The organism is Pseudomonas anuradhapurensis (genome assembly GCF_014269225.2).
GTDB lineage: Bacteria > Pseudomonadota > Gammaproteobacteria > Pseudomonadales > Pseudomonadaceae > Aquipseudomonas > Aquipseudomonas anuradhapurensis.
This window is the reverse complement of record NZ_CP077097.1, coordinates 3,216,279-3,234,248: the sequence shown is the minus strand read 5'-3', so window position 1 is coordinate 3,234,248 and position 17,970 is coordinate 3,216,279. Positions and strand designations below refer to the sequence as shown.

At 64.4% G+C, this 17,970-nt stretch carries 20 protein-coding genes and 2 tRNA genes; 16 read left to right on the top strand and 6 right to left on the bottom strand.

Going from position 1 to position 17,970, the window contains the following annotated elements; all coding sequences use genetic code 11:
* The first annotated feature begins 36 nt into the window (after positions 1-36).
* The 3 genes from ahpC to HU763_RS15045 all read left to right on the top strand — a co-directional run bounded on the left by ahpC (position 37) and on the right by HU763_RS15045 (position 2,648).
* Complete coding sequence (gene ahpC / locus HU763_RS15055; protein WP_186687118.1) at positions 37-600, top strand: alkyl hydroperoxide reductase subunit C; 564 nt, start codon at positions 37-39, stop codon at positions 598-600.
* A gap of 126 nt (positions 601-726) precedes the next feature.
* Positions 727-2,289, top strand: coding sequence for an alkyl hydroperoxide reductase subunit F (ahpF, locus tag HU763_RS15050; RefSeq protein WP_186687121.1), 1,563 nt, complete (start codon positions 727-729; stop codon positions 2,287-2,289).
* Positions 2,290-2,459: 170 nt separating this feature from the next.
* Entirely contained in the window at positions 2,460-2,648 is a 189-nt protein-coding gene (locus HU763_RS15045; protein WP_170030426.1) for a hypothetical protein, read from the top strand.
* A 4-nt stretch (positions 2,649-2,652) separates the two neighbouring features.
* On the opposite strand, the gene HU763_RS15040 is transcribed toward HU763_RS15045, so the two are convergent.
* The 3 genes from HU763_RS15040 to nhaR all read right to left on the bottom strand — a co-directional run bounded on the left by HU763_RS15040 (position 2,653) and on the right by nhaR (position 5,648).
* Positions 2,653-3,300 carry a YceH family protein gene (locus tag HU763_RS15040; protein ID WP_186687124.1) on the bottom strand — a complete coding sequence of 216 codons (648 nt, stop codon included), beginning with the start codon at positions 3,298-3,300 and terminating at the stop codon, positions 2,653-2,655.
* Between the two features lie 136 nt (positions 3,301-3,436).
* Positions 3,437-4,648, bottom strand: coding sequence for a serine/threonine transporter SstT (gene sstT / locus HU763_RS15035; RefSeq protein WP_186687127.1), 1,212 nt, complete (start codon positions 4,646-4,648; stop codon positions 3,437-3,439).
* 106 nt (positions 4,649-4,754) lie between these two features.
* Positions 4,755-5,648 (bottom strand): transcriptional activator NhaR, encoded by an 894-nt coding sequence (gene nhaR, locus HU763_RS15030; RefSeq protein WP_186687130.1) that lies wholly within the window; start codon positions 5,646-5,648, stop codon positions 4,755-4,757.
* Between the two features lie 131 nt (positions 5,649-5,779).
* Here nhaR and HU763_RS15025 point away from each other — a divergent pair, with 131 nt between their 5' ends.
* Complete coding sequence (locus HU763_RS15025) at positions 5,780-6,019, top strand: hypothetical protein (RefSeq protein ID WP_186687133.1); 240 nt, start codon at positions 5,780-5,782, stop codon at positions 6,017-6,019.
* 28 nt (positions 6,020-6,047) lie between these two features.
* Positions 6,048-6,800 carry a TerC family protein gene (locus HU763_RS15020; protein WP_186674503.1) on the top strand — a complete coding sequence of 251 codons (753 nt, stop codon included), beginning with the start codon at positions 6,048-6,050 and terminating at the stop codon, positions 6,798-6,800.
* A gap of 128 nt (positions 6,801-6,928) precedes the next feature.
* Here the strand turns inward: HU763_RS15020 and HU763_RS15015 are convergent, their stop codons facing one another.
* Positions 6,929-7,105: a hypothetical protein gene (locus HU763_RS15015; protein WP_186687136.1), complete on the bottom strand. Its 177-nt coding sequence runs from the start codon at positions 7,103-7,105 to the stop codon at positions 6,929-6,931.
* Positions 7,106-7,327: 222 nt separating this feature from the next.
* Between HU763_RS15015 and HU763_RS15010 the strand changes: the two genes are divergently transcribed.
* On the top strand, positions 7,328-8,014 hold the full coding sequence (locus HU763_RS15010) for a peptidase C39 family protein (protein WP_186687150.1): 687 nt from the start codon (positions 7,328-7,330) through the stop codon (positions 8,012-8,014).
* Between the two features lie 121 nt (positions 8,015-8,135).
* On the opposite strand, the gene HU763_RS15005 is transcribed toward HU763_RS15010, so the two are convergent.
* Positions 8,136-9,419, bottom strand: coding sequence for an NAD(P)/FAD-dependent oxidoreductase (locus HU763_RS15005; protein ID WP_170030418.1), 1,284 nt, complete (start codon positions 9,417-9,419; stop codon positions 8,136-8,138).
* A gap of 203 nt (positions 9,420-9,622) precedes the next feature.
* On the opposite strand from HU763_RS15005, the gene HU763_RS15000 reads away from it, so the two are divergent.
* The 4 genes from HU763_RS15000 to HU763_RS14985 all read left to right on the top strand — a co-directional run bounded on the left by HU763_RS15000 (position 9,623) and on the right by HU763_RS14985 (position 11,290).
* A tRNA-Val gene (locus tag HU763_RS15000) sits at positions 9,623-9,699 on the top strand.
* Between the two features lie 189 nt (positions 9,700-9,888).
* Positions 9,889-9,965: transfer RNA gene (locus HU763_RS14995), tRNA-Val, on the top strand.
* 131 nt (positions 9,966-10,096) lie between these two features.
* Complete coding sequence (locus HU763_RS14990) at positions 10,097-10,666, top strand: SPOR domain-containing protein (RefSeq protein ID WP_186687152.1); 570 nt, start codon at positions 10,097-10,099, stop codon at positions 10,664-10,666.
* Positions 10,667-10,864: 198 nt separating this feature from the next.
* Complete coding sequence (locus HU763_RS14985; RefSeq protein ID WP_170030416.1) at positions 10,865-11,290, top strand: GTP pyrophosphokinase; 426 nt, start codon at positions 10,865-10,867, stop codon at positions 11,288-11,290.
* Between the two features lie 21 nt (positions 11,291-11,311).
* Here the strand turns inward: HU763_RS14985 and HU763_RS14980 are convergent, their stop codons facing one another.
* Positions 11,312-11,554: a DUF1654 domain-containing protein gene (locus HU763_RS14980; RefSeq protein ID WP_186690574.1), complete on the bottom strand. Its 243-nt coding sequence runs from the start codon at positions 11,552-11,554 to the stop codon at positions 11,312-11,314.
* 411 nt (positions 11,555-11,965) lie between these two features.
* Here HU763_RS14980 and HU763_RS14975 point away from each other — a divergent pair, with 411 nt between their 5' ends.
* From HU763_RS14975 to rbsD, 6 genes are read left to right on the top strand one after another with little or no spacing between them, the layout of a single operon-like run.
* Positions 11,966-12,922 carry a sugar ABC transporter substrate-binding protein gene (locus HU763_RS14975; protein WP_186690575.1) on the top strand — a complete coding sequence of 319 codons (957 nt, stop codon included), beginning with the start codon at positions 11,966-11,968 and terminating at the stop codon, positions 12,920-12,922.
* A gap of 21 nt (positions 12,923-12,943) precedes the next feature.
* Positions 12,944-14,497, top strand: a complete 1,554-nt coding sequence (locus HU763_RS14970) for a sugar ABC transporter ATP-binding protein (protein WP_186690576.1) — start codon at positions 12,944-12,946, stop codon at positions 14,495-14,497.
* Entirely contained in the window at positions 14,494-15,489 is a 996-nt protein-coding gene (locus HU763_RS14965) for an ABC transporter permease (RefSeq protein WP_186690577.1), read from the top strand. The genes HU763_RS14970 and HU763_RS14965 overlap by 4 nt, the downstream gene beginning before the upstream one ends.
* Positions 15,490-15,493: 4 nt before the next feature.
* A complete protein-coding gene (locus HU763_RS14960) occupies positions 15,494-16,516 on the top strand; it encodes a LacI family DNA-binding transcriptional regulator (RefSeq protein WP_186690578.1) in 1,023 nt (340 codons plus the stop codon).
* A gap of 15 nt (positions 16,517-16,531) precedes the next feature.
* A complete protein-coding gene (rbsK, locus tag HU763_RS14955) occupies positions 16,532-17,440 on the top strand; it encodes a ribokinase (protein ID WP_186690579.1) in 909 nt (302 codons plus the stop codon).
* The gene (gene rbsD, locus HU763_RS14950; RefSeq protein ID WP_186690581.1) at positions 17,437-17,835 is read left to right on the top strand and encodes a D-ribose pyranase; all 399 of its coding nucleotides are present in this window, start codon (positions 17,437-17,439) and stop codon (positions 17,833-17,835) included. The genes rbsK and rbsD overlap by 4 nt, the downstream gene beginning before the upstream one ends.
* Positions 17,836-17,970: the final 135 nt, after the last annotated feature.

Sequence of the window (17,970 nt, the reverse complement as noted above, 5' to 3'; positions counted from 1 at the left end):
CGTCAACTGATTCCAACCCATGAAGGAGCGTCTCTCATGCCTATCATCAACAGCCAGGTCAAACCGTTCAACGCCACCGCCTACCACAAGGGCGAGTTCGTCCAGGTCAGCGAAGCCGACCTGAAAGGCAAGTGGTCTGTCGTGTTCTTCTACCCGGCCGACTTCACCTTCGTCTGCCCGACCGAACTGGGTGACCTTGCTGACAACTACGCCGAGTTCCAGAAGCTGGGCGTGGAAATCTACGGTGTGTCCACCGACACCCACTTCACCCACAAAGCCTGGCACGACACTTCGGAAGCCATCGGCAAGATCCAGTACCCGCTGATCGGTGACCCGACCCACGTCATCTCGCGCAACTTCGACGTGCTGATCGAAGAAGCCGGCCTGGCCGATCGCGGTACCTTCGTGATCAACCCGGAAGGCCAGATCAAGATCGTCGAGCTGAACGACGGTGGTGTAGGCCGCGATGCTGCCGAACTGCTGCGCAAGGTGAAGGCCGCCCAGTACGTTGCCGCCCACCCGGGCGAAGTGTGCCCGGCCAAGTGGAAAGAAGGCGAAGCCACCCTGGCGCCGTCGCTGGACCTGGTCGGCAAGATCTAAGTCCGTGAGCAAACCGTGGGCGGTGAGCAGCCGCCAAAGCTGAACCCTCTGCCGCCCCGTAGAAACGCCCGGGCGCCATCGCCTGGGCGTTTTTGTATCCGAGTTTTGAAAAAGGAATCGCCCCGTATGTTGGACGCCACGCTTAAATCGCAACTGAAAACCTACCTGGAGCGGGTCACCCAGCCGATCGAGATCGTTGCTTCCCTCGACGACGGCGCGAAGTCCCGCGAATTGCACGACCTGCTGGTGGAGATCGCCGGCCTGTCGAACCTGATTACCCTGCGCGTGGATGGTGATGACGCCCGTCGTCCATCGTTCTCGCTCAACCGCCCGAATGGCGAGATCAGCCTGCGCTTTGCCGGCATCCCCATGGGCCACGAATTCACCTCGCTGGTGCTGGCCCTGCTGCAAGTCGGCGGCCACCCGTCCAAGGCCAGTGCCGAAGTGATCGAGCAGATCCAGGCACTGGAAGGCGAATTTACCTTCGAAACCTACTTCTCGTTGTCGTGCCAGAACTGCCCGGACGTGGTCCAGGCGCTGAACCTGATGGCCGTGCTCAACCCCAACGTGCGCCATGTGGCGATCGACGGTGCGCTGTTCCAGGCCGAAGTGGAATCGCGCAAGATCATGGCGGTGCCGAGCATCTACCTGAACGGCGAAGTGTTTGGCCAGGGCCGCATGGGCCTGGAAGAAATCCTCGGCAAGATCGACAGCAACGCCGGTGCTCGCCAGGCCGAGAAGATCAACGCCAAGGATGCCTTCGACGTGCTGGTGGTCGGTGGTGGCCCCGCCGGCGCCTCGGCAGCCATCTATGCCGCACGCAAGGGCATCCGCACCGGTATCGCCGCCGAGCGGTTCGGCGGCCAGGTGCTCGACACCCTGGCCATCGAAAACTTCATCTCGGTGCAGGAAACCGAAGGGCCGAAACTGGCCACGGCCCTGGAAGAGCACGTCAAGCAATACGACGTCGACATCATGAACCTGCAGCGCGGTGAAGCGCTGATCCCGGCCACCGATGGCGGCCTGCATGAAGTACGCCTGGCCGGTGGTGCCTCGCTCAAGGCCAAGACCGTGATCCTGGCCACCGGTGCGCGCTGGCGCGAAATGAACGTGCCCGGCGAGCAGGAATACCGCGCCCGTGGCGTGGCCTACTGCCCGCATTGCGATGGCCCGCTGTTCAAGGGCAAGCGCGTGGCGGTGATCGGTGGTGGCAACTCGGGCGTGGAAGCGGCCATCGACCTGGCCGGCATCGTCGCCCAGGTGACCCTGATCGAATTCGACAGTCAGCTGCGTGCCGATGCGGTGCTGCAGCGTAAGCTGCACAGCCTGCCGAACGTCAAGGTGATCACCAGCGCGCTGACCACCGAAGTGTTGGGTGATGGCGAGAAAGTCACCGGCCTGCGCTACCAGGACCGCACCACGGAGCAGCAGCACGAGGTGGCGCTGGAGGGTATCTTCGTGCAGATCGGCCTGCTGCCGAACACCGACTGGCTGAAGGGCACCGTCGAGCTGTCGCCGCGTGGCGAGATCATCGTCGACGCCAAGGGCCAGACCAGCATCCCGGGGGTGTTCGCTGCCGGTGACGTGACCACGGTGCCGTACAAGCAGATCGTGATTGCCGTGGGCGAGGGCGCCAAGGCTTCGCTGGCGGCCTTCGATCACCTGATCCGCACTTCGGCACCGGCGTAAGCCTGGGCCGGCCTCTTCGCGGGCAAGCCCGCTGCCACAGGTACTCCACACTTTTTCAGTGCCAGTGGAAAACCTAGTGGGAGCGGGCTTGCCCGCGAATGCGTCAGAACTGGCAAAGCTCATCTTGAGGGTGTCTATGCTTACTGCAGACACCTTCAGGAACCCGACCCATGACCCTGATCAGCCGCGAACCCTGGTGGCTAGTCCCGCCCAAGCCCGGGCAACAGGAGCAGGACCTGCACTGGGGCTACCTGGAAATCTACGCCGACGGCCGCACCGTGTTTGTCGACCAGCGCCCCACTGACCGGGAGCTGGCCGAGCGCAAGAGCTGCCGTAACTTCCCCGACCCGGAGCCGTGATGGCTCAGCCTTCCAGCACGGCCAGGCGCGCCTCCAGCGCGGCAATGCGGGCTTCGAGGGCTTCGATACGTTCTTCCGACACACTGCCGGCACTGCTGCGCGGGCTGCCTTCCTGCTGCCGCGCGGCCAGGATCGCCTCGATTTCCGCCGGGTCGCCCAGCGCATGGGTGTAACGGTCTTCGCGCTGCCCGGCCTGGCGTGGCAGGTGCAAGGCCAGGCCGCGGGCGATCAAGCGCTCCAGCTGGTGCTGGACCTGTTCGATGTCGTCGAAGTCATGCAGGCGGTTGCTGCGGGTCAGCAGTTCGTTGAGGGTCTGCGGGCCGCGCAGGAACATCAGGCCCATCAGCACCAGTTGCGCTGGTACCAGCTCCAGCGCCTTGTCTACCCGGTGTTCCCAGCGGTCGGCGCGGCTGCCCATTTGCAGCCGCGCCATGTCTTGCCCTTCGAGGGCGCGCAGGGCCTGGCCGACCTGGCCTTGGCTCAGGTTCATCACTGGCTCGCGGCTGGTCTTCTGGTTGCACGCCAGCACCAGGGCATTGAGGGTCAGCGGGTAGCTTTCCGGGCTGGTGGCCTGCTTTTCGATCAGCGCGCCGAGAATGCGGATCTCGATGCTGTTGAAACGGCCTTCGCCTGCGGTTTGGTGATCTGACATGGCCCTGCCTCGTTGCTGGGAAAGGCCACTAGGGTAGGTAATGCCACCGTACAAGGCAATCGGGACCGCGTTGCGGTCCTTTGCGTGCAGACGCGGGCCTTGTGTCGCGAAGGGCCGCAACGCGGCCCCAGCCATCTCAAGCGTTGCGCCGCGCTTCGGCCTGGCATGCCGCCGCAGTGAACAGCACATCGGTCGAGGAATTCAGCGCCGTCTCGGCCGAATCCTGCAGCACGCCGATGATGAAGCCTACCGCCACCACCTGCATGGCAATCTCGCTGGGGATGCCAAACAGGCTGGCCGCCAGCGGAATCAGCAGCAGCGAGCCGCCAGCCACCCCCGAGGCGCCGCAGGCACAGACTGCAGCCACCACGCTGAGCAGCACGGCGGTCGGCATGTCGACCACGATCCCCAGGGTGTGCACCGCCGCCAGGGTCAGCACGGTAATGGTGATGGCAGCACCGGCCATGTTGATGGTAGCGCCCAGCGGGATCGACACCGAGTAGGTGTCTTCATGCAGGCCAAGGCGTTCCGACAGGGCCAGGTTGACCGGGATGTTGGCTGCCGAGCTGCGAGTGAAGAACGCGGTGATACCGCTTTCGCGCAGGCACAACAGGGTCAGCGGGAAGGGGTTGCGGCGAATCTTCCAGAACACGATCAGCGGGTTCATCACCAGCGCCACGAACAGCATGCAGCCGATCAGCACCGCCAGCAGGTGCAGGTAGCCGAGCAGGGCGTCCAGGCCCGACTGGGCGAGGGTGGCGCTGACCAGGCCAAAGATGCCCAGCGGGGCGAAGCGGATGACCACGCGTACGATCAGGGTCACACCCGTGGACAGGTCCTCGACCACATTGCGGGTGGTTTCGCCAGCGTGGCGCAGGGCCACGCCCAGGCCGATGGCCCAGGTCAGCACGCCGATGAAGTTGGCATTGAGCAGGGCGTTGATCGGGTTGTCGACCGCGCTCAGCAGCAGGTTCTGCAGCACTTCGCCGATGCCGCCCGGGGCGCTCAGCGTGGCCTCGCTGGCGCTCAGTGCCAGGGTCGACGGGAACAGCATGCTGGCGACCACGGCGACTACCGCAGCGCCGAAGGTACCCAGCAGGTACAGCCAGAGAATCGGCCGAATGTGCGTTTCCTGGCCGTGGCGGTGGTTGGCGATGGAGGCCATGACCAGGATGAACACCAGTACCGGTGCCACCGCCTTGAGGGCGCTGACGAACACCTTGCCGAGGAACGCCATGTCACGGGCGATGGCAGGCGCAAGCAGGGCCAGGGCGATACCGGCGATCAGGCCGATGACGATCTGGGTCACCAGGCTGGTGCGGTTGATGAAGCGGAGGACAGGAGTCATGTGCAGCGGTATCCCGGCATGTTCGAAAAAGGCGCGACTTTACCATAGACCTTGGTCGAGCAGGGGCGGCCCTTTCGCAGGCTTGCCTGCGAAAGGGCTCCCATGGCTACCAATGAAACAACTCCCGCCGCGCCCCCTCGGTAATCGCCACGATCCCCGGGTGCTTGACCTTGCGTTCCACGGAAATGGCATAGAACGATTCGTGTACGGCCTCGGTCTGCCCGACCAGTTGCACACCGTACTGGCGGCACACCTCCTCGGCGATCACGCTGGGGGCGAGGAAGATGCCGCTGCCCGATTGCCCGAATGCCTGCATCAGCGCGCTGTCATCGAACTCACCGACGATGCGCGGCTGCACCTGCTGCTCGCCCAGCCAGCGCAGCAAGCGGCTGCGTACCACCGTCTCCTGGCCGGGGATCAGCAAGGGCGCATCCTGCAAGCAGCCCGGGAAGGGTCCGGCATGCTGGCGGGCCAAGGCCGGGGTGGCGAAGAAGCTGAGCCCGCACTCACCCAGCTTCTGGCTGTAACCCTTGATATCCAGGTGGCTGGGCATGGGGCTGTCGGAGATGACCAGGTCCAGGCGCTGGATCGCCAGGTCGGCCAGCAACCGTTCCAGCTTGTCTTCACGGCAATTGATGCGCAGCACATCGTCCAGCTCCATGGTTGGCGCCAGCAGGCGGTAGACGATCGACTTGGGCACCACGTCCGCGACGCCGACGCGGAACAGGATCTGCTCCTGCGGGCCGGCCCGCAGCATGGCCTCCAGTTCGCCACCCAGCTGGAACATCTGCTCGGCATAGACCAGCGCCTGGCGCCCGGTTTCGGTCAGCTCCAGCTGGCGCCCGACGCGCTGGAACAGTTCCAGGCCGTAGGTCTGTTCGAACAGGCTGATCTGCCCGCTGATGGTTTGCGGGGTCAGGTTCAACTGTCCGCTGGCGCGGGCGATGCTGCCGGTCTTGGCCACGGCCCAGAAGTAGTGCAATTGCCGGTAGTTGAGCATCGGTGCGTTCCGGATTCGTAAAAACCGAAGTATAACCGCTGAAAAAACGAATTTTCCTGATGTATTGCGCTCTTTAGAATGCGCTCCATCAGGCGTCCTGTGCGCCACCGGAACACACAAGCGAGGAACCCATGCTGCAATTCAAATCCATCGGCACGCCGCTGGTGCTAGCCTTGGCCCTGTTCGCCCTGACCGGTTGCGAGCAGGCCGAGAAGTCCGCCCAGCAGATGCTCGACCAGGCCGCGCAGTCGGCCAAGCAGGCGATCGACGACACCAACAAGGCCGCCCAGCAGGCGTTGAGCGAGGCCATCGGCAGGGAAGGGCATGCGCCCGAGGACGCCGACAAGCACAAAGACACCCAGGAAATCTGACCCCAACCGCTGCTGCAGGATGTGAACAATGGAATATTTGCTGGAACTCGTCGCTAGCCCTACTGCCTGGGTTGCCTTGGCTACGCTGGTGGCCATGGAAGTTGTACTGGGCATCGACAACCTGATCTTCATCTCCATCCTGACCAACAAGCTGCCGGTGGAATACCGCTCCAAGGCGCGCCGTATCGGTATCAGCATGGCCCTGGTCATGCGCCTGGCGTTGCTCAGCACGGTGGCCTGGATCGTCCAGCTGACCGACCCGGTGTTCGAAGTGTTCGGCAACGCCTTCTCCTGGAAGGACGTGATCCTGATCGCCGGTGGCCTGTTCCTGCTGTGGAAGGCGACCAAGGAGATCCACGAAAACGTCGACCCGCACGGTGCCAAGGAAGAAGCCAAGGTGTCCTCGACGGTTACCCTGGGCTTTGCCGCGGCAATCTTCCAGATCCTGTTGCTGGACATCGTCTTCTCGGTCGACAGCATCATCACCGCCGTGGGCATGACCGAGCACTTGCCGATCATGATCATTGCCGTGATCACCGCAGTAATCGTCATGATGGTGGCCGCCGACCCGCTGGCCAACTTCATCAACGACAACCCGACCGTGGTGATGCTGGCGCTGGGCTTCCTGATCATGATCGGCATGACGCTGATTGCCGAAGGTTTCGGCGCCCATGTACCGAAGGGCTATGTGTATGCGGCCATGGCGTTCTCGACGGCGATCGAGATTCTCAACATCCTGGCCCGTCGTGCGCGGTTGAAGCGCGAAGCGGCGCAAGGCTGATGTAGCAGGGGCGCTTTGCGCCCCATTCGCGGGCAAGCCCGCTCCCACAGAGACAGCACCGCTTTAAAGGCCTGTGCTGTCTCTGTGGGAGCGGGCTTGCCCGCGAATGGATATGAGGAAATTGCTGCTCAGTGCACCCCGGCATGCCGCCGTGTCCGGTGTGCAGGCTGCGCTCTGGCAGGGGCCTGCGGCGGCAGGTGGTGGTGGGAATGGCGCCGCACGATACGCATTACACCCCACAGCATGGCGGCTGCGACGCTCAGCCACATGCCCACCAGCATGAGAATTGCCACGGTCAGGCTCATCTGTGCCTCCATCTCTACGGGCCGCGCTCGGCCAGCCTGCGCTTGCCTTACAGACACTCCTTTAGTCTAGCCTTTCGCCTGTGACGTTCCATTGACCGAAGGTCTATTGCTTGGTCCGTTTTGCTCCTGGCCGGTGCCGGGCTATACCCGCGCCGCCGTCCGCCCTATGATCGCTGGCAGAGCCGGGCGCTGCCTGCCTGGCGTTGGAACAAGCGAGTGTCCATGGAGCAAGATTCCTTCAAGTCGGCAATCACCACCCCGCGCCGGTTGCTGCTGGCCTGCCTGCTGGCCGCCAGCCTGGCCGGCTGTGCAGGTACGCCGCCTGCCAGCCTCAACAGCCTGCCGCAGCGGGTCGAAATCAGCAGCGTGCCGTTCTACCGGGGCAACGCCAACCACAGTGGCGCCATGGCCCTGGCGGCGGTCCTGTCGCAACAGGGCGCGCCCATCACCCCGGGGCTGCTGGACCAGCCGTTGAACCTGCCCCAGGGCGCCGACGCGCTGGACAGCAGCATCCCGCGGGTGGCGCGTGACTACGGCAGGGTGGTGTATCCACTGGACAAGCAGCTGGACGCGCTGTTGATCCAGGTGGCGGCGGGTAATCCGGTACTGTTGCGTTATGAAGATGGCGCGGCCTGGTGGGGTGAGCCACGTTACGCCGTGCTGATCGGTTATGACCGCTACAAGCAACGGGTGCTGTTGCGCTCGGGCATGCACCGGCGACAACTGATGGCGTTCGATGATTTTGCCTCGGCATGGGCCAGGCAGGGGAGTTGGGCGGTGCTGGTGCAGCCACCGCGGCAACTGCCGGCCCAGGTCGACCGCCAGCGCTGGTTGCAGGCTGCCGATGAACTCGCCCGTGCGGGGCAGGAGATTGCGGCGAAACAGGCCGTCAACAGCCTGGGCAAATAGCTTTTATCTGTACCGGCCCTTTCGCGGGTGAACCCGCTCCCACGGGAAACCCGCTGCCCTCAGGTCCAGTGATGTCCCTGTGGGAGCGGGTTTACCCGCGAAGAGGCCAGGCCTGCCTACATCAGAAGCCCAGGCGATCGCGCAGGCTGTAGTACCAGGCACCCAAGGCGCTGAACGGCACCCGCAGCATCTGCCCGCCCGGGAACGGGTAATGCGGCAGGCCGGCGAAGGCATCGAAGCGCTCGGCTTGGCCACGCATGGCCTCGGCCAGCACCTTGCCGGCCAGGTGGGTATAGGTCACGCCGTGGCCCGAGCAACCCTGCGAGTAGTAGATGTTGTCGCCGATGCGGCCGACCTGCGGCAGGCGCGACAGGGTCAGCAGGAAGTTGCCGGTCCAGGCGTAGTCGATCTTCACGTTCTTCAGCTGCGGGAAGGCCTTGAGCATCTTCGGGCGGATGATCGCCTCGATGTTGGCCGGGTCACGCGCGCCGTATACCACGCCACCGCCGAAGATCAGGCGCTTGTCACTGGTCAGGCGGTAGTAGTCGAGCAGGTAGTTGCAGTCCTCGACGCAGTAGTCCTGCGGCAGCAGGGTGCGTGCCAGTTCCTCGCCCAGCGGCTCGGTGGTGATCACCTGGGTGCCGCATGGCATGGACTTGCTGGCCAGCTCCGGTACCAGGTTGCCCAGGTAGGCGTTGCCGGCGACGATGATGAACTTGGCGCGGACCTTGCCCTGCGGGGTGTGCACCACCGGGTTGGCGCCACGCTCGATACGCACGGCCGGGGTTTGCTCATAGATGATGCCGCCCAGCGACTCGACCGCCGCCGCCTCGCCCAGGGCCAGGTTCAGCGGGTGAATGTGGCCGCCGCTCATGTCCAGCATGCCGCCCACGTAGTTGTCGCAGGCAACCACTTCGCGAATACGCTTCTGGTCCATCAGCTCCAGCTGGTTGTGGCCAAAGCGTTCCCACAGGCGTTTTTGCGACTCCAGGTGGCCCATCTGCTTGCTGGTGAGGGCCGCGAACACGCCGCCGTCCTTCAGGTCGCACTGGATGTTGTACTTGGCCACGCGCTCACGAATGATGCGCCCGCCTTCGAAGGCCATGTGGCCCAGCAGTTGCGCCTGCTTGGGGCCGACCGTGCGCTCGATCACATCGATGTCACGGCTGTAGCTGTTGACGATCTGGCCGCCGTTACGGCCCGACGCGCCGAAGCCGACCTTGGCCGCTTCGACGATGCTGACCTTGAAGCCGTTCTCCAGCAGGAACAGGGCGCTGGACAGGCCGGTGTAACCGGCGCCGATGATGCACACATCGGTTTCCACCTCACCCTGCAGCGCCGGACGTGGCGGCACCGGGTTGGCCGAGGCGGCGTAGTAGGACTGGGGGTAGGGGGTGTTAGCCATGCTGCAGGAACCTCGTGTTTTATATTTTTAACGAATGTACCGATGCTATCAATAATAATAAACACCCGCTAGTCGTCCGTTGAAAATCCTTTACTCGGCCCTTGCCCGTGCACCTTTCTATAAAGAGTTTATGATTCAGTAGCTTAGCGCGAAAAAAAGTGTTGACAGGGTTTTTGGAATGAGTAGAATGCGCACCACACGACAGGCACATAGCTCAGTTGGTTAGAGCACCACCTTGACATGGTGGGGGTCGTTGGTTCGAGTCCAATTGTGCCTACCAAATCGAAGAAGGGGTGATCCGCAAGGGTCACCCCTTTTTTCATTGCGATTCTACCTGGCGCCAGGCGGCTGTGCTGGCGCTTGCGACGCGAGGCTGCCTCGCCCTGGGCGGCTGCCGAAAGTTTTTGATTTTTCTGAAAAAAACGCTTTACAGGCGTGTGTTTGATCTCTAATATGCGCACCACACGACAGGCACATAGCTCAGTTGGTTAGAGCACCACCTTGACATGGTGGGGGTCGTTGGTTCGAGTCCAATTGTGCCTACCAAATCCGAAAAGGGCGATCAGCAATGATCGCCCTTTTTGCTGCGCGCGCGAAGCAGGCTGTAACGTTTGGTCGCGCTTCGGGGCATTGCCCGGCGTGCTAGAATCCGCCCCTTCGAATCTGGAGGTACACGCGTGCGCAAACTGGCTGTGGTAATGGCAGTGCTCGCCCTGGCGGGCTGTGAGAACGAGGTCGAAGGCGTGCACAAGCAGGTGGCCGAACACCTGCACAACCCCAACACGGCCAAGTTCGGCAATGTGCGGATCGACACCCAGGGCACCATCTGCGGCCAGGTGCGCGGCAAGGATGATGCCGGGCAGTACGAGCCCTACCGCAGCTATGTGGCGATCAAGCGTGATGGCCAGTACGAGATCATTGTCGATGACAGCGGCAACAACCTGCGCATCCGCGAGATGTGCGGCGGCGCCGACCTGCAGCGCCGCGCCGAGGCCCTGGCTGGCCAGCCGGCCCCGGAAGGCTGGGACGTGGAAGTGATCCAGGGCGCCAACATGGGCGCGCTCAGCGACATGACCGCACGCCTGATCGAAAAGGGCATTCCGTCCTCGGTAGAGTACCGCAACGGCAAGCCGGTGGTGTTGATGGGGCCTTTCCCGACACGTGAAGAAGCCGAAGCCCGCCAGGCCGAGGTGATGGCCAAGCTGGGCACCGATTCGGTGGTCATCCAGCACGGCGCAGCCCGCTGACTGCACAGCCTTGCACGGCCCCTGTAGGAGCGGCCTTGTGTCGCGATGGGCTGCAAAGCAGCCCCACAGAATCTGTCGTGACGCCGAACCCCTGGGGCTGCTGCGCAGCCCATCGCGACACAAGGCCGCTCCTGCACGGACCGCGGTGGCCCAAGTTTGGCTATGCTTGGCAGGAAGAAGCCGAACGGGGAGGGCCTCATGTCTACACTGGAGCGGGCCATTGCCGTGGCCGCCAGGGCGCATGAAGGGCAATACGACAAGGGTGGGGCAGCGTATATTCTCCACCCGCTACGCGTGATGATGCGGGTTTCCACACCTGAACAACGGATTGTCGCGGTGCTTCACGATGTGATCGAAGATACCCCGCTGACCCTTTCCGACCTGGCGCGCGAAGGTTTCGCGCTGAAAATCCTTGCCGCCTTGCTGGCGCTCAGCCGCCGCAAGGGCGAGGCTTACCAGGACTTCGTGGTGCGCCTGGGCGATGACCCGCTGGCGCGCACCGTCAAACTGGCCGACCTGGCCGACAACAGCGACCTTTCGCGCATTCCTTGCCCAGGCCCTGCCGACCTGGCGCGGTTGGCCCGTTACCGCGAGGCCAGTGCCTACCTGCAGGCGCTGGCCTGAGGACGGTGGGCGCCTGCGCGGTCAATCTTCCTTGGGCACGGTCCAGAAAATCTGCACGCCGCCATCATCGCGATGGGCGAGGGTGACGTTGTCGTTTTCGGCGATTTCCTCAAGCAAGGTTTCCCAGTCTTCCGGGGTTTCCTGTTCCAGGCGGAAGATCAGCGCCGCCCGGCTGCGCTGGGCGGTGGGGCTGTTGATGATCTTCTGGATGCGCATACCCAGTTGTTGATAGCTGTCGGGGGTGGCGGAGGCAGTGTTGGACACAAGCGTTTCCTTGTTGTTGCTGTATGTGCGTACAGTATTTGAGTGTAAGTTATTTCGCAACAGGTTGCCGATACCTTAACGGGCCGGAACAGTGTTTTTTGTAGGAGCGGCCTTGTGTCGCGACGGCTGCGCAGCAGCCCCGGCAATTTCTACCAGGCCAGGGAAAGGGGGCTGCTGCGCAGCCGTCGCGACACAAGGCCGCTCCTACAAGCGGGCAGTTTCCGGCCCGGATTTGGAGCAAGCGTGGGAAAAAGGTGTTCGGTTTTGCACAAGTTTTCGGGATAATCCTCCCGGCAGTTCACTGACCTCCGACAGCCAAACGGATTTGACAAACCCCGGTACTGTTTCCATAGTTAGGTACCGCAAACGTTTGCTATCCGATAAAAACCACAAGATTCGGAGTCATCGTCCATGAAACTGCCGTTCCCCGGTCGTCTGTTGGCCCTCGCTGTCGTTTCCTCGCTGTCCTTCGCCATACCGTTCTCCGCAGCCCACGCCGAAGACAAGCCCAAGGTGGCCCTGGTCATGAAATCCCTGGCCAACGAGTTCTTCCGCACCATGGAAGACGGCGCCAAGGACTACCAGAAAGCCCACCCTGACGAATTCGAGCTGATCGCCAACGGCATCAAGAACGAAACCGACACCGGCGAACAGATCCGCATCGTCGAACAGATGGTGAACGCCGGTGCCAAAGCGCTGGTGATCGCCCCGGCCGATTCCAAGGCGCTGGTATCCGCGGTGAAAAAGGCCATGGACCAGGGCGTGGTGGTGATCAACATCGACAACCGCCTGGACCCCGAACTGCTCAAGAGCAAGGGCATCAGCGTGCCGTTCGTTGGCCCCGACAACCGCAAGGGCGCGCGCCTGGTTGGCGACTACCTGGCCAACGAGAAGCTCAAGGCCGGCGACCAGGTCGGCATCATCGAAGGCGTGCCGACCACCACCAACGCCCAGCAGCGCACCGCCGGCTTCAAGGACGCCATGGACGCCGCGCAGATCAAGATCGTCTCGGTGCAGAGCGGCAATTGGGAAATCGACAAGGGCAACGCCGTCGCCGCCTCCATGCTCAATGAATACCCAGATCTGAAAGCCCTGCTGGCGGGCAACGACAGCATGGCCCTGGGCGCCGTGTCGGCGGTGCGCGCCGCTGGCAAGACCGGCCAGGTGCAGGTGGTGGGCTACGACAACATCAATGCCATCAAGCCCATGCTCAAGGATGGCCGTGTGCTCGCCACCCTCGACCAGGCGGCCAGCCAGCAGGCGGTGTACGGCATCCAGGCGGCGTTGAAGATGGTCAAGGGCGAGAAACCCGAGGTGGATGCCGACAACGTCATCCAGACCCCGGTCCAACTCATCACCAAACCCTGATCGCTGGCAGGAGATACGGCCATGCCTGCATCGGCCAATGAAGTGGTACTCGCCGCCAGCGGCCTGGGCAAGACCTACGCCCAGCCGGTGCTGGCCGAGGTCAGCCTGAGCCTGCGCGCCGGCGAAGTACTGGCCCTGACCGGCGAGAACGGCGCGGGCAAGAGCACGCTGTCCAAGCTCATCAGTGGCCTGGAAACCCCCACCAGCGGGCACATGAACTACCGCGGCCAGGCCTATGCGCCCGGCAGCCGCAGCGAAGCCGAGCGCCTCGGCGTGCGCATGGTCATGCAGGAGCTGAACCTGCTGCCCACCCTGACCGTGGCGGAAAACCTGTTCCTCGATAACCTGCCCAGCCGTTTCGGCTGGATCAGCCAAAAGCGCCTGCGCCAGCTGGCCACGGCCGCCATGGCCCAGGTCGGTCTCGACGCCATCGACCCGGATACCCCGGTGGGCGAGCTGGGCATCGGCCACCAGCAGATGGTCGAGATCGCCCGCAACCTGATCGGCGACTGCCATGTGCTGATCTTCGACGAGCCCACCGCCATGCTCACCGCGCGTGAAGTGGAGCTGCTGTTCACCCAGATCGAGCGTTTGCGCCGGCGTGGCGTGGCCATCGTCTACATTTCCCACCGCCTCGAAGAGCTGCAGCGCGTGGCCCAGCGCATCGTCGTGCTGCGCGACGGCAGGCTGGTGTGTGACGAGCCGATCCAGCGCTACAGCAGCGCCGAACTGGTCACCCTGATGGTCGGCCGCGAACTGGGCGAGCACATCGACCTGGGCCATCGGCAGATCGGTGCGCCGCTGCTCAGGGTCGACAAGCTCAGCCGCGCTGACAAGGTGCGTGAGGTGTCGTTTGAGGTCAGGGCAGGGGAGATCTTTGGCATCTCCGGCCTGATCGGCGCCGGCCGTACCGAGCTGTTGCGCCTGATCTACGGCGCCGACCGGGCCGACAGCGGCAGCATCGCGCTTGGCCAGCCACCACAGGCGGTCACCATCGACTCGCCCAAGGCCGCCGTGCAGGCCGGTATCGCCCTGATCACCGAAGACCGTAAAGGCGAGGGCCTGCTGCTGACCCAGTCGATCAGCGCCAATATCGCCCTGGGCAACCTGGGCGCGGTGTCGCGCACCGGTGTGCTCGATAGCCAGGCCGAACAGGCCCTGGCCGCCCGGCAGATCCAGGCCATGCGCATCCGCAGTGCCGGCCCGCAGCAGGTGGTCGGCGAGTTGTCCGGTGGCAACCAGCAGAAGGTGGTGATCGGCCGCTGGCTGGAGCGTGACTGCCAGGTGCTGCTGTTCGATGAGCCTACCCGTGGCATCGACGTCGGTGCCAAGTTCGACATCTATGGCCTGTTGGCCGAACTGGCGCGCCAGGGCAAGGCCCTGGTGGTGGTGTCCAGCGACCTGCGCGAGCTGATGCTGATCTGCGACCGCATTGCCGTGCTCTCGGCCGGCCGCCTGATCGACACCTTCGAGCGTGACCATTGGAGCCAGGACCAGCTGCTGGCCGCCGCCTTTGCCGGTTATCAGAAACGTGACGCACTGCTGCATGATGCAGCCCCCAGGATGGATGCATGAAAACCACCCCGCTCGACAGCCAGGGCGCCGCACCGCTGCGCCGCAGTGGCACCTACTTTGGCCTGGGTACCTACCTGGGCCTGGCCGGCGCGTTGCTGGCCATGATCGTGCTGTTCTCGTTCCTCAGCAGCCACTTCTGGTCATACAACACCTTCAGCACCCTGGCCAACCAGATCCCCGACCTGATGGTGCTGGCGGTCGGCATGACCTTCGTGCTGATCATCGGTGGCATCGACCTGTCGGTGGGCTCGGTGCTGGCGCTGGCCGCCTCGACCGTCAGCGTGGCGATCCTCGGCTGGGGCTGGGGCATGCTGCCTGCGGCCCTGCTGGGCATGGCCGTGGCGGCGTTGGCCGGCAGCATCACCGGCGGCGTTACCGTGGCCTGGCGCATCCCGTCGTTCATCGTCTCGCTTGGCGTGCTGGAAATGGCCCGTGGCCTGGCCTACCAGTTCACCGACTCGCGCACCGCCTACATCGGCGATGCCTATGCCTGGTTCTCCAACCCCATCGCCTTTGGCATCTCGCCGGCGTTCATCATCGCCTTGCTGGTGATCGTGCTGGCCCAGCTGGTGCTGACGCGTACGGTGTTTGGCCGCTACCTGATCGGTATTGGCACCAACGAAGAGGCGGTGCGCCTGGCCGGCATCGATCCGCGCCCGTACAAGGTGCTGGTGTTCGCCCTGATGGGTCTGCTCGCCGGGCTGGCTGCGCTGTTCCAGATCTCGCGCCTGGAGGCGGCCGACCCCAACGCCGGCGCCGGCCTGGAGCTGCAGGTGATCGCCGCCGTGGTGATTGGCGGCACCAGCCTGATGGGCGGGCGTGGCTCGGTGATCAGTACCTTTTTCGGCGTGCTGATCATCTCCGTACTGGCCGCCGGCTTGGCGCAGATCGGCGCCAGCGAACCGACCAAACGCATCATCACCGGGGCGGTGATCGTCATCGCCGTGGTGCTCGACACTTACCGTAGCCGGCGCGCGGGCCGGCGGAACTGAAAACATGGCAACCATCAAAGACGTCGCGGCACTGGCGGGCATTTCCTACACCACCGTGTCCCATGTGCTGAACAAGACCCGCCCGGTCAGCGAGCAGGTGCGGTTGAAAGTCGAAGCCGCCATCGTTGAACTCGACTACGTGCCCAGCGCCGTGGCGCGTTCGTTGAAGGCGCGCAGCACCGCCACCATCGGCCTGCTGGTGCCCAACAGCGTCAACCCGTACTTCGCCGAGCTGGCGCGGGGTATCGAGGATGCCTGTGAGCGCAACGGCTACTGCGTGATCCTGTGCAACTCCGATGACAACCCGCAAAAACAGCGCAGCTACCTGCGCGTGTTGCTGGAAAAGCGCATCGATGGCCTGGTGGTGGCCTCGGTGGGCCAGGACAGCGACCTGCTGCAAAGCCTGGCCGGGGTGCGTACGCCGATGGTCATCGTCGACCGCGAACTGGAAGGCGTGGACGCCGACCTGGTGCGCATCGACCACGAACTGGGTGCGTACCTGGCCACCCGCCACCTGCTGGAGCTTGGCCACCGCGATATCGCCTACATCGGTGGCCCCGCCGAAACCGGGGTGTCCCAGCTGCGCCTGAGCGGCTTTCGGCGCGCCATGGCCGAGGCCGGCGCAACGGCCGCGGGCGATCGCGTGCTGCACTGCGACTTCACCAGCCTGGGCGGTTATGCGGCGGCGGCGCAGGTGCTGCAGGGCCAGCGGCCAACGGCGATTTTCGCCGGCAACGACATGATCGGTTTCGGCGTGCTGCGCGCTGCCGCCGAGCGCCAGCTCAACGTGCCCGCCGAGCTGTCGGTGATCGGTTTCGACGACATCGAGCTCAGCCGTTATGTGTATCCGCCGCTGACCACCGTGGGCCAGTCGATCCGCGAGCTGGGCGAAAGCGCCGCCTCGCTGTTGCTGGCGCGCATCGGTACCCCTCGGCAGGGGGCGCCGGAGCAGCGCATCGTCGCCCCGCGCCTGGTGCTGCGCGAATCCACCGGGCCACGCCCGGACCTGTTCAATGATTACCGCTAACGCTAAGGAAATGTCATGAGTGCCAAGGTCGTGGTGGTCGGGAGCCTCAACATGGACCTGGTGGCCCGCGCCCAGCGCCTGCCCCGGGCCGGCGAAACGCTCCCCGGCGACAGCTTTTTCACCGTGCCCGGTGGCAAGGGCGCCAACCAGGCCGTGGCCGTGGCGCGCCTGGGTGGCAGCGTGGCGATGATCGGCAACGTGGGTGACGATGCCTACGGCCAGCAACTGCGCCAGGCCTTGTATGTCGAGGGCGTCGACTGCCGGGCGATCGACACCTGCCCGGGCGTGTCCAGCGGTGTGGCGCTGATCACCGTGGATGCGGCCAGCCAGAACTGCATCGTCATCATCCCGGGGGGCAATGGCCTGCTGACACCGCAGTCGGTGCAACGCTTCGATGCGCTGCTGCAGGCGGCCGAGATCATCATCTGCCAGCTGGAAGTGCCGGCCGAGACCGTCGCCTGGACCCTGGCCAGGGGGCACGAGCTGGGCAAGCAGGTGATCCTCAACCCGGCGCCCGCCACGGGCCCGCTGCCCGCAGACTGGTTCGCGCATATCGATTACCTCACCCCCAATGAAAGCGAGGCCGAAGCCCTGAGTGGCGTGGCGGTGACCGACCTGGACAGTGCCCGGCGCGCCGGCGAGCGCTTGCTGCAGCTGGGTGCGGGCAAGGTGATCATTACCCTGGGCGCGCAAGGGGCGTTGCTGGTCACGGCCCAGGGCCACCGGCATTTCCCCGCGTCGGTGGTGCAGCCGCTGGATACCACCGCTGCCGGCGACACCTTCATTGGTGGCTTTGCCGCCGGCCTGGTGCGCGGCTTGGAGGAGGGCGAAGCCATCGCCTTTGGCCAGCGCGCCGCAGCGTTGTCGGTTACCCGTGCCGGGGCCCAGCCGTCGATTCCCTACCTGGCGGAGCTAGCGCCATGAAGAAAACCCCGCTGCTGAACGTTGCCCTGTCACGCACCATTGCCGGCATGGGGCATGGCGACATCCTGGTGATCGGCGATGCCGGCTTGCCGGTACCGCCAGGTGTCGAACTGATCGACCTGGCCGTGACGCCCGGCCTGCCGGATTTCGCCAGTGTGCTGCGCGTGGTGCTGAGCGAGCTGCAGGTAGAGCGCCACGTGCTGGCCGAAGAAATGCAGAAAGTGGTGCCGCCGGCGCTGGTCGAGATCGAGCGGCTCAAAGGCAAGCTGGGCAAGCGGGAATGGCTGAGCCATGAGGAGTTCAAGGTGTTGTCGCGCAGCGCCCGTGCGGTGGTGCGCACCGGCGAGTGCCAGCCCTACAGCAACATCGCGCTGATTTCCGGCGTCACGTTCTAACCGTCAGGACACGCTGTTTTTTTGTAGGAGCGGCCTTGTGTCGCGATGGGGCGCGAAGCGGCCCCGGCAACGTTGGCTGCGAAGCTGAAAAACTGGGGCCGCTTTGCGCCCCATCGCGCCGCAAGGCCGCTCCTA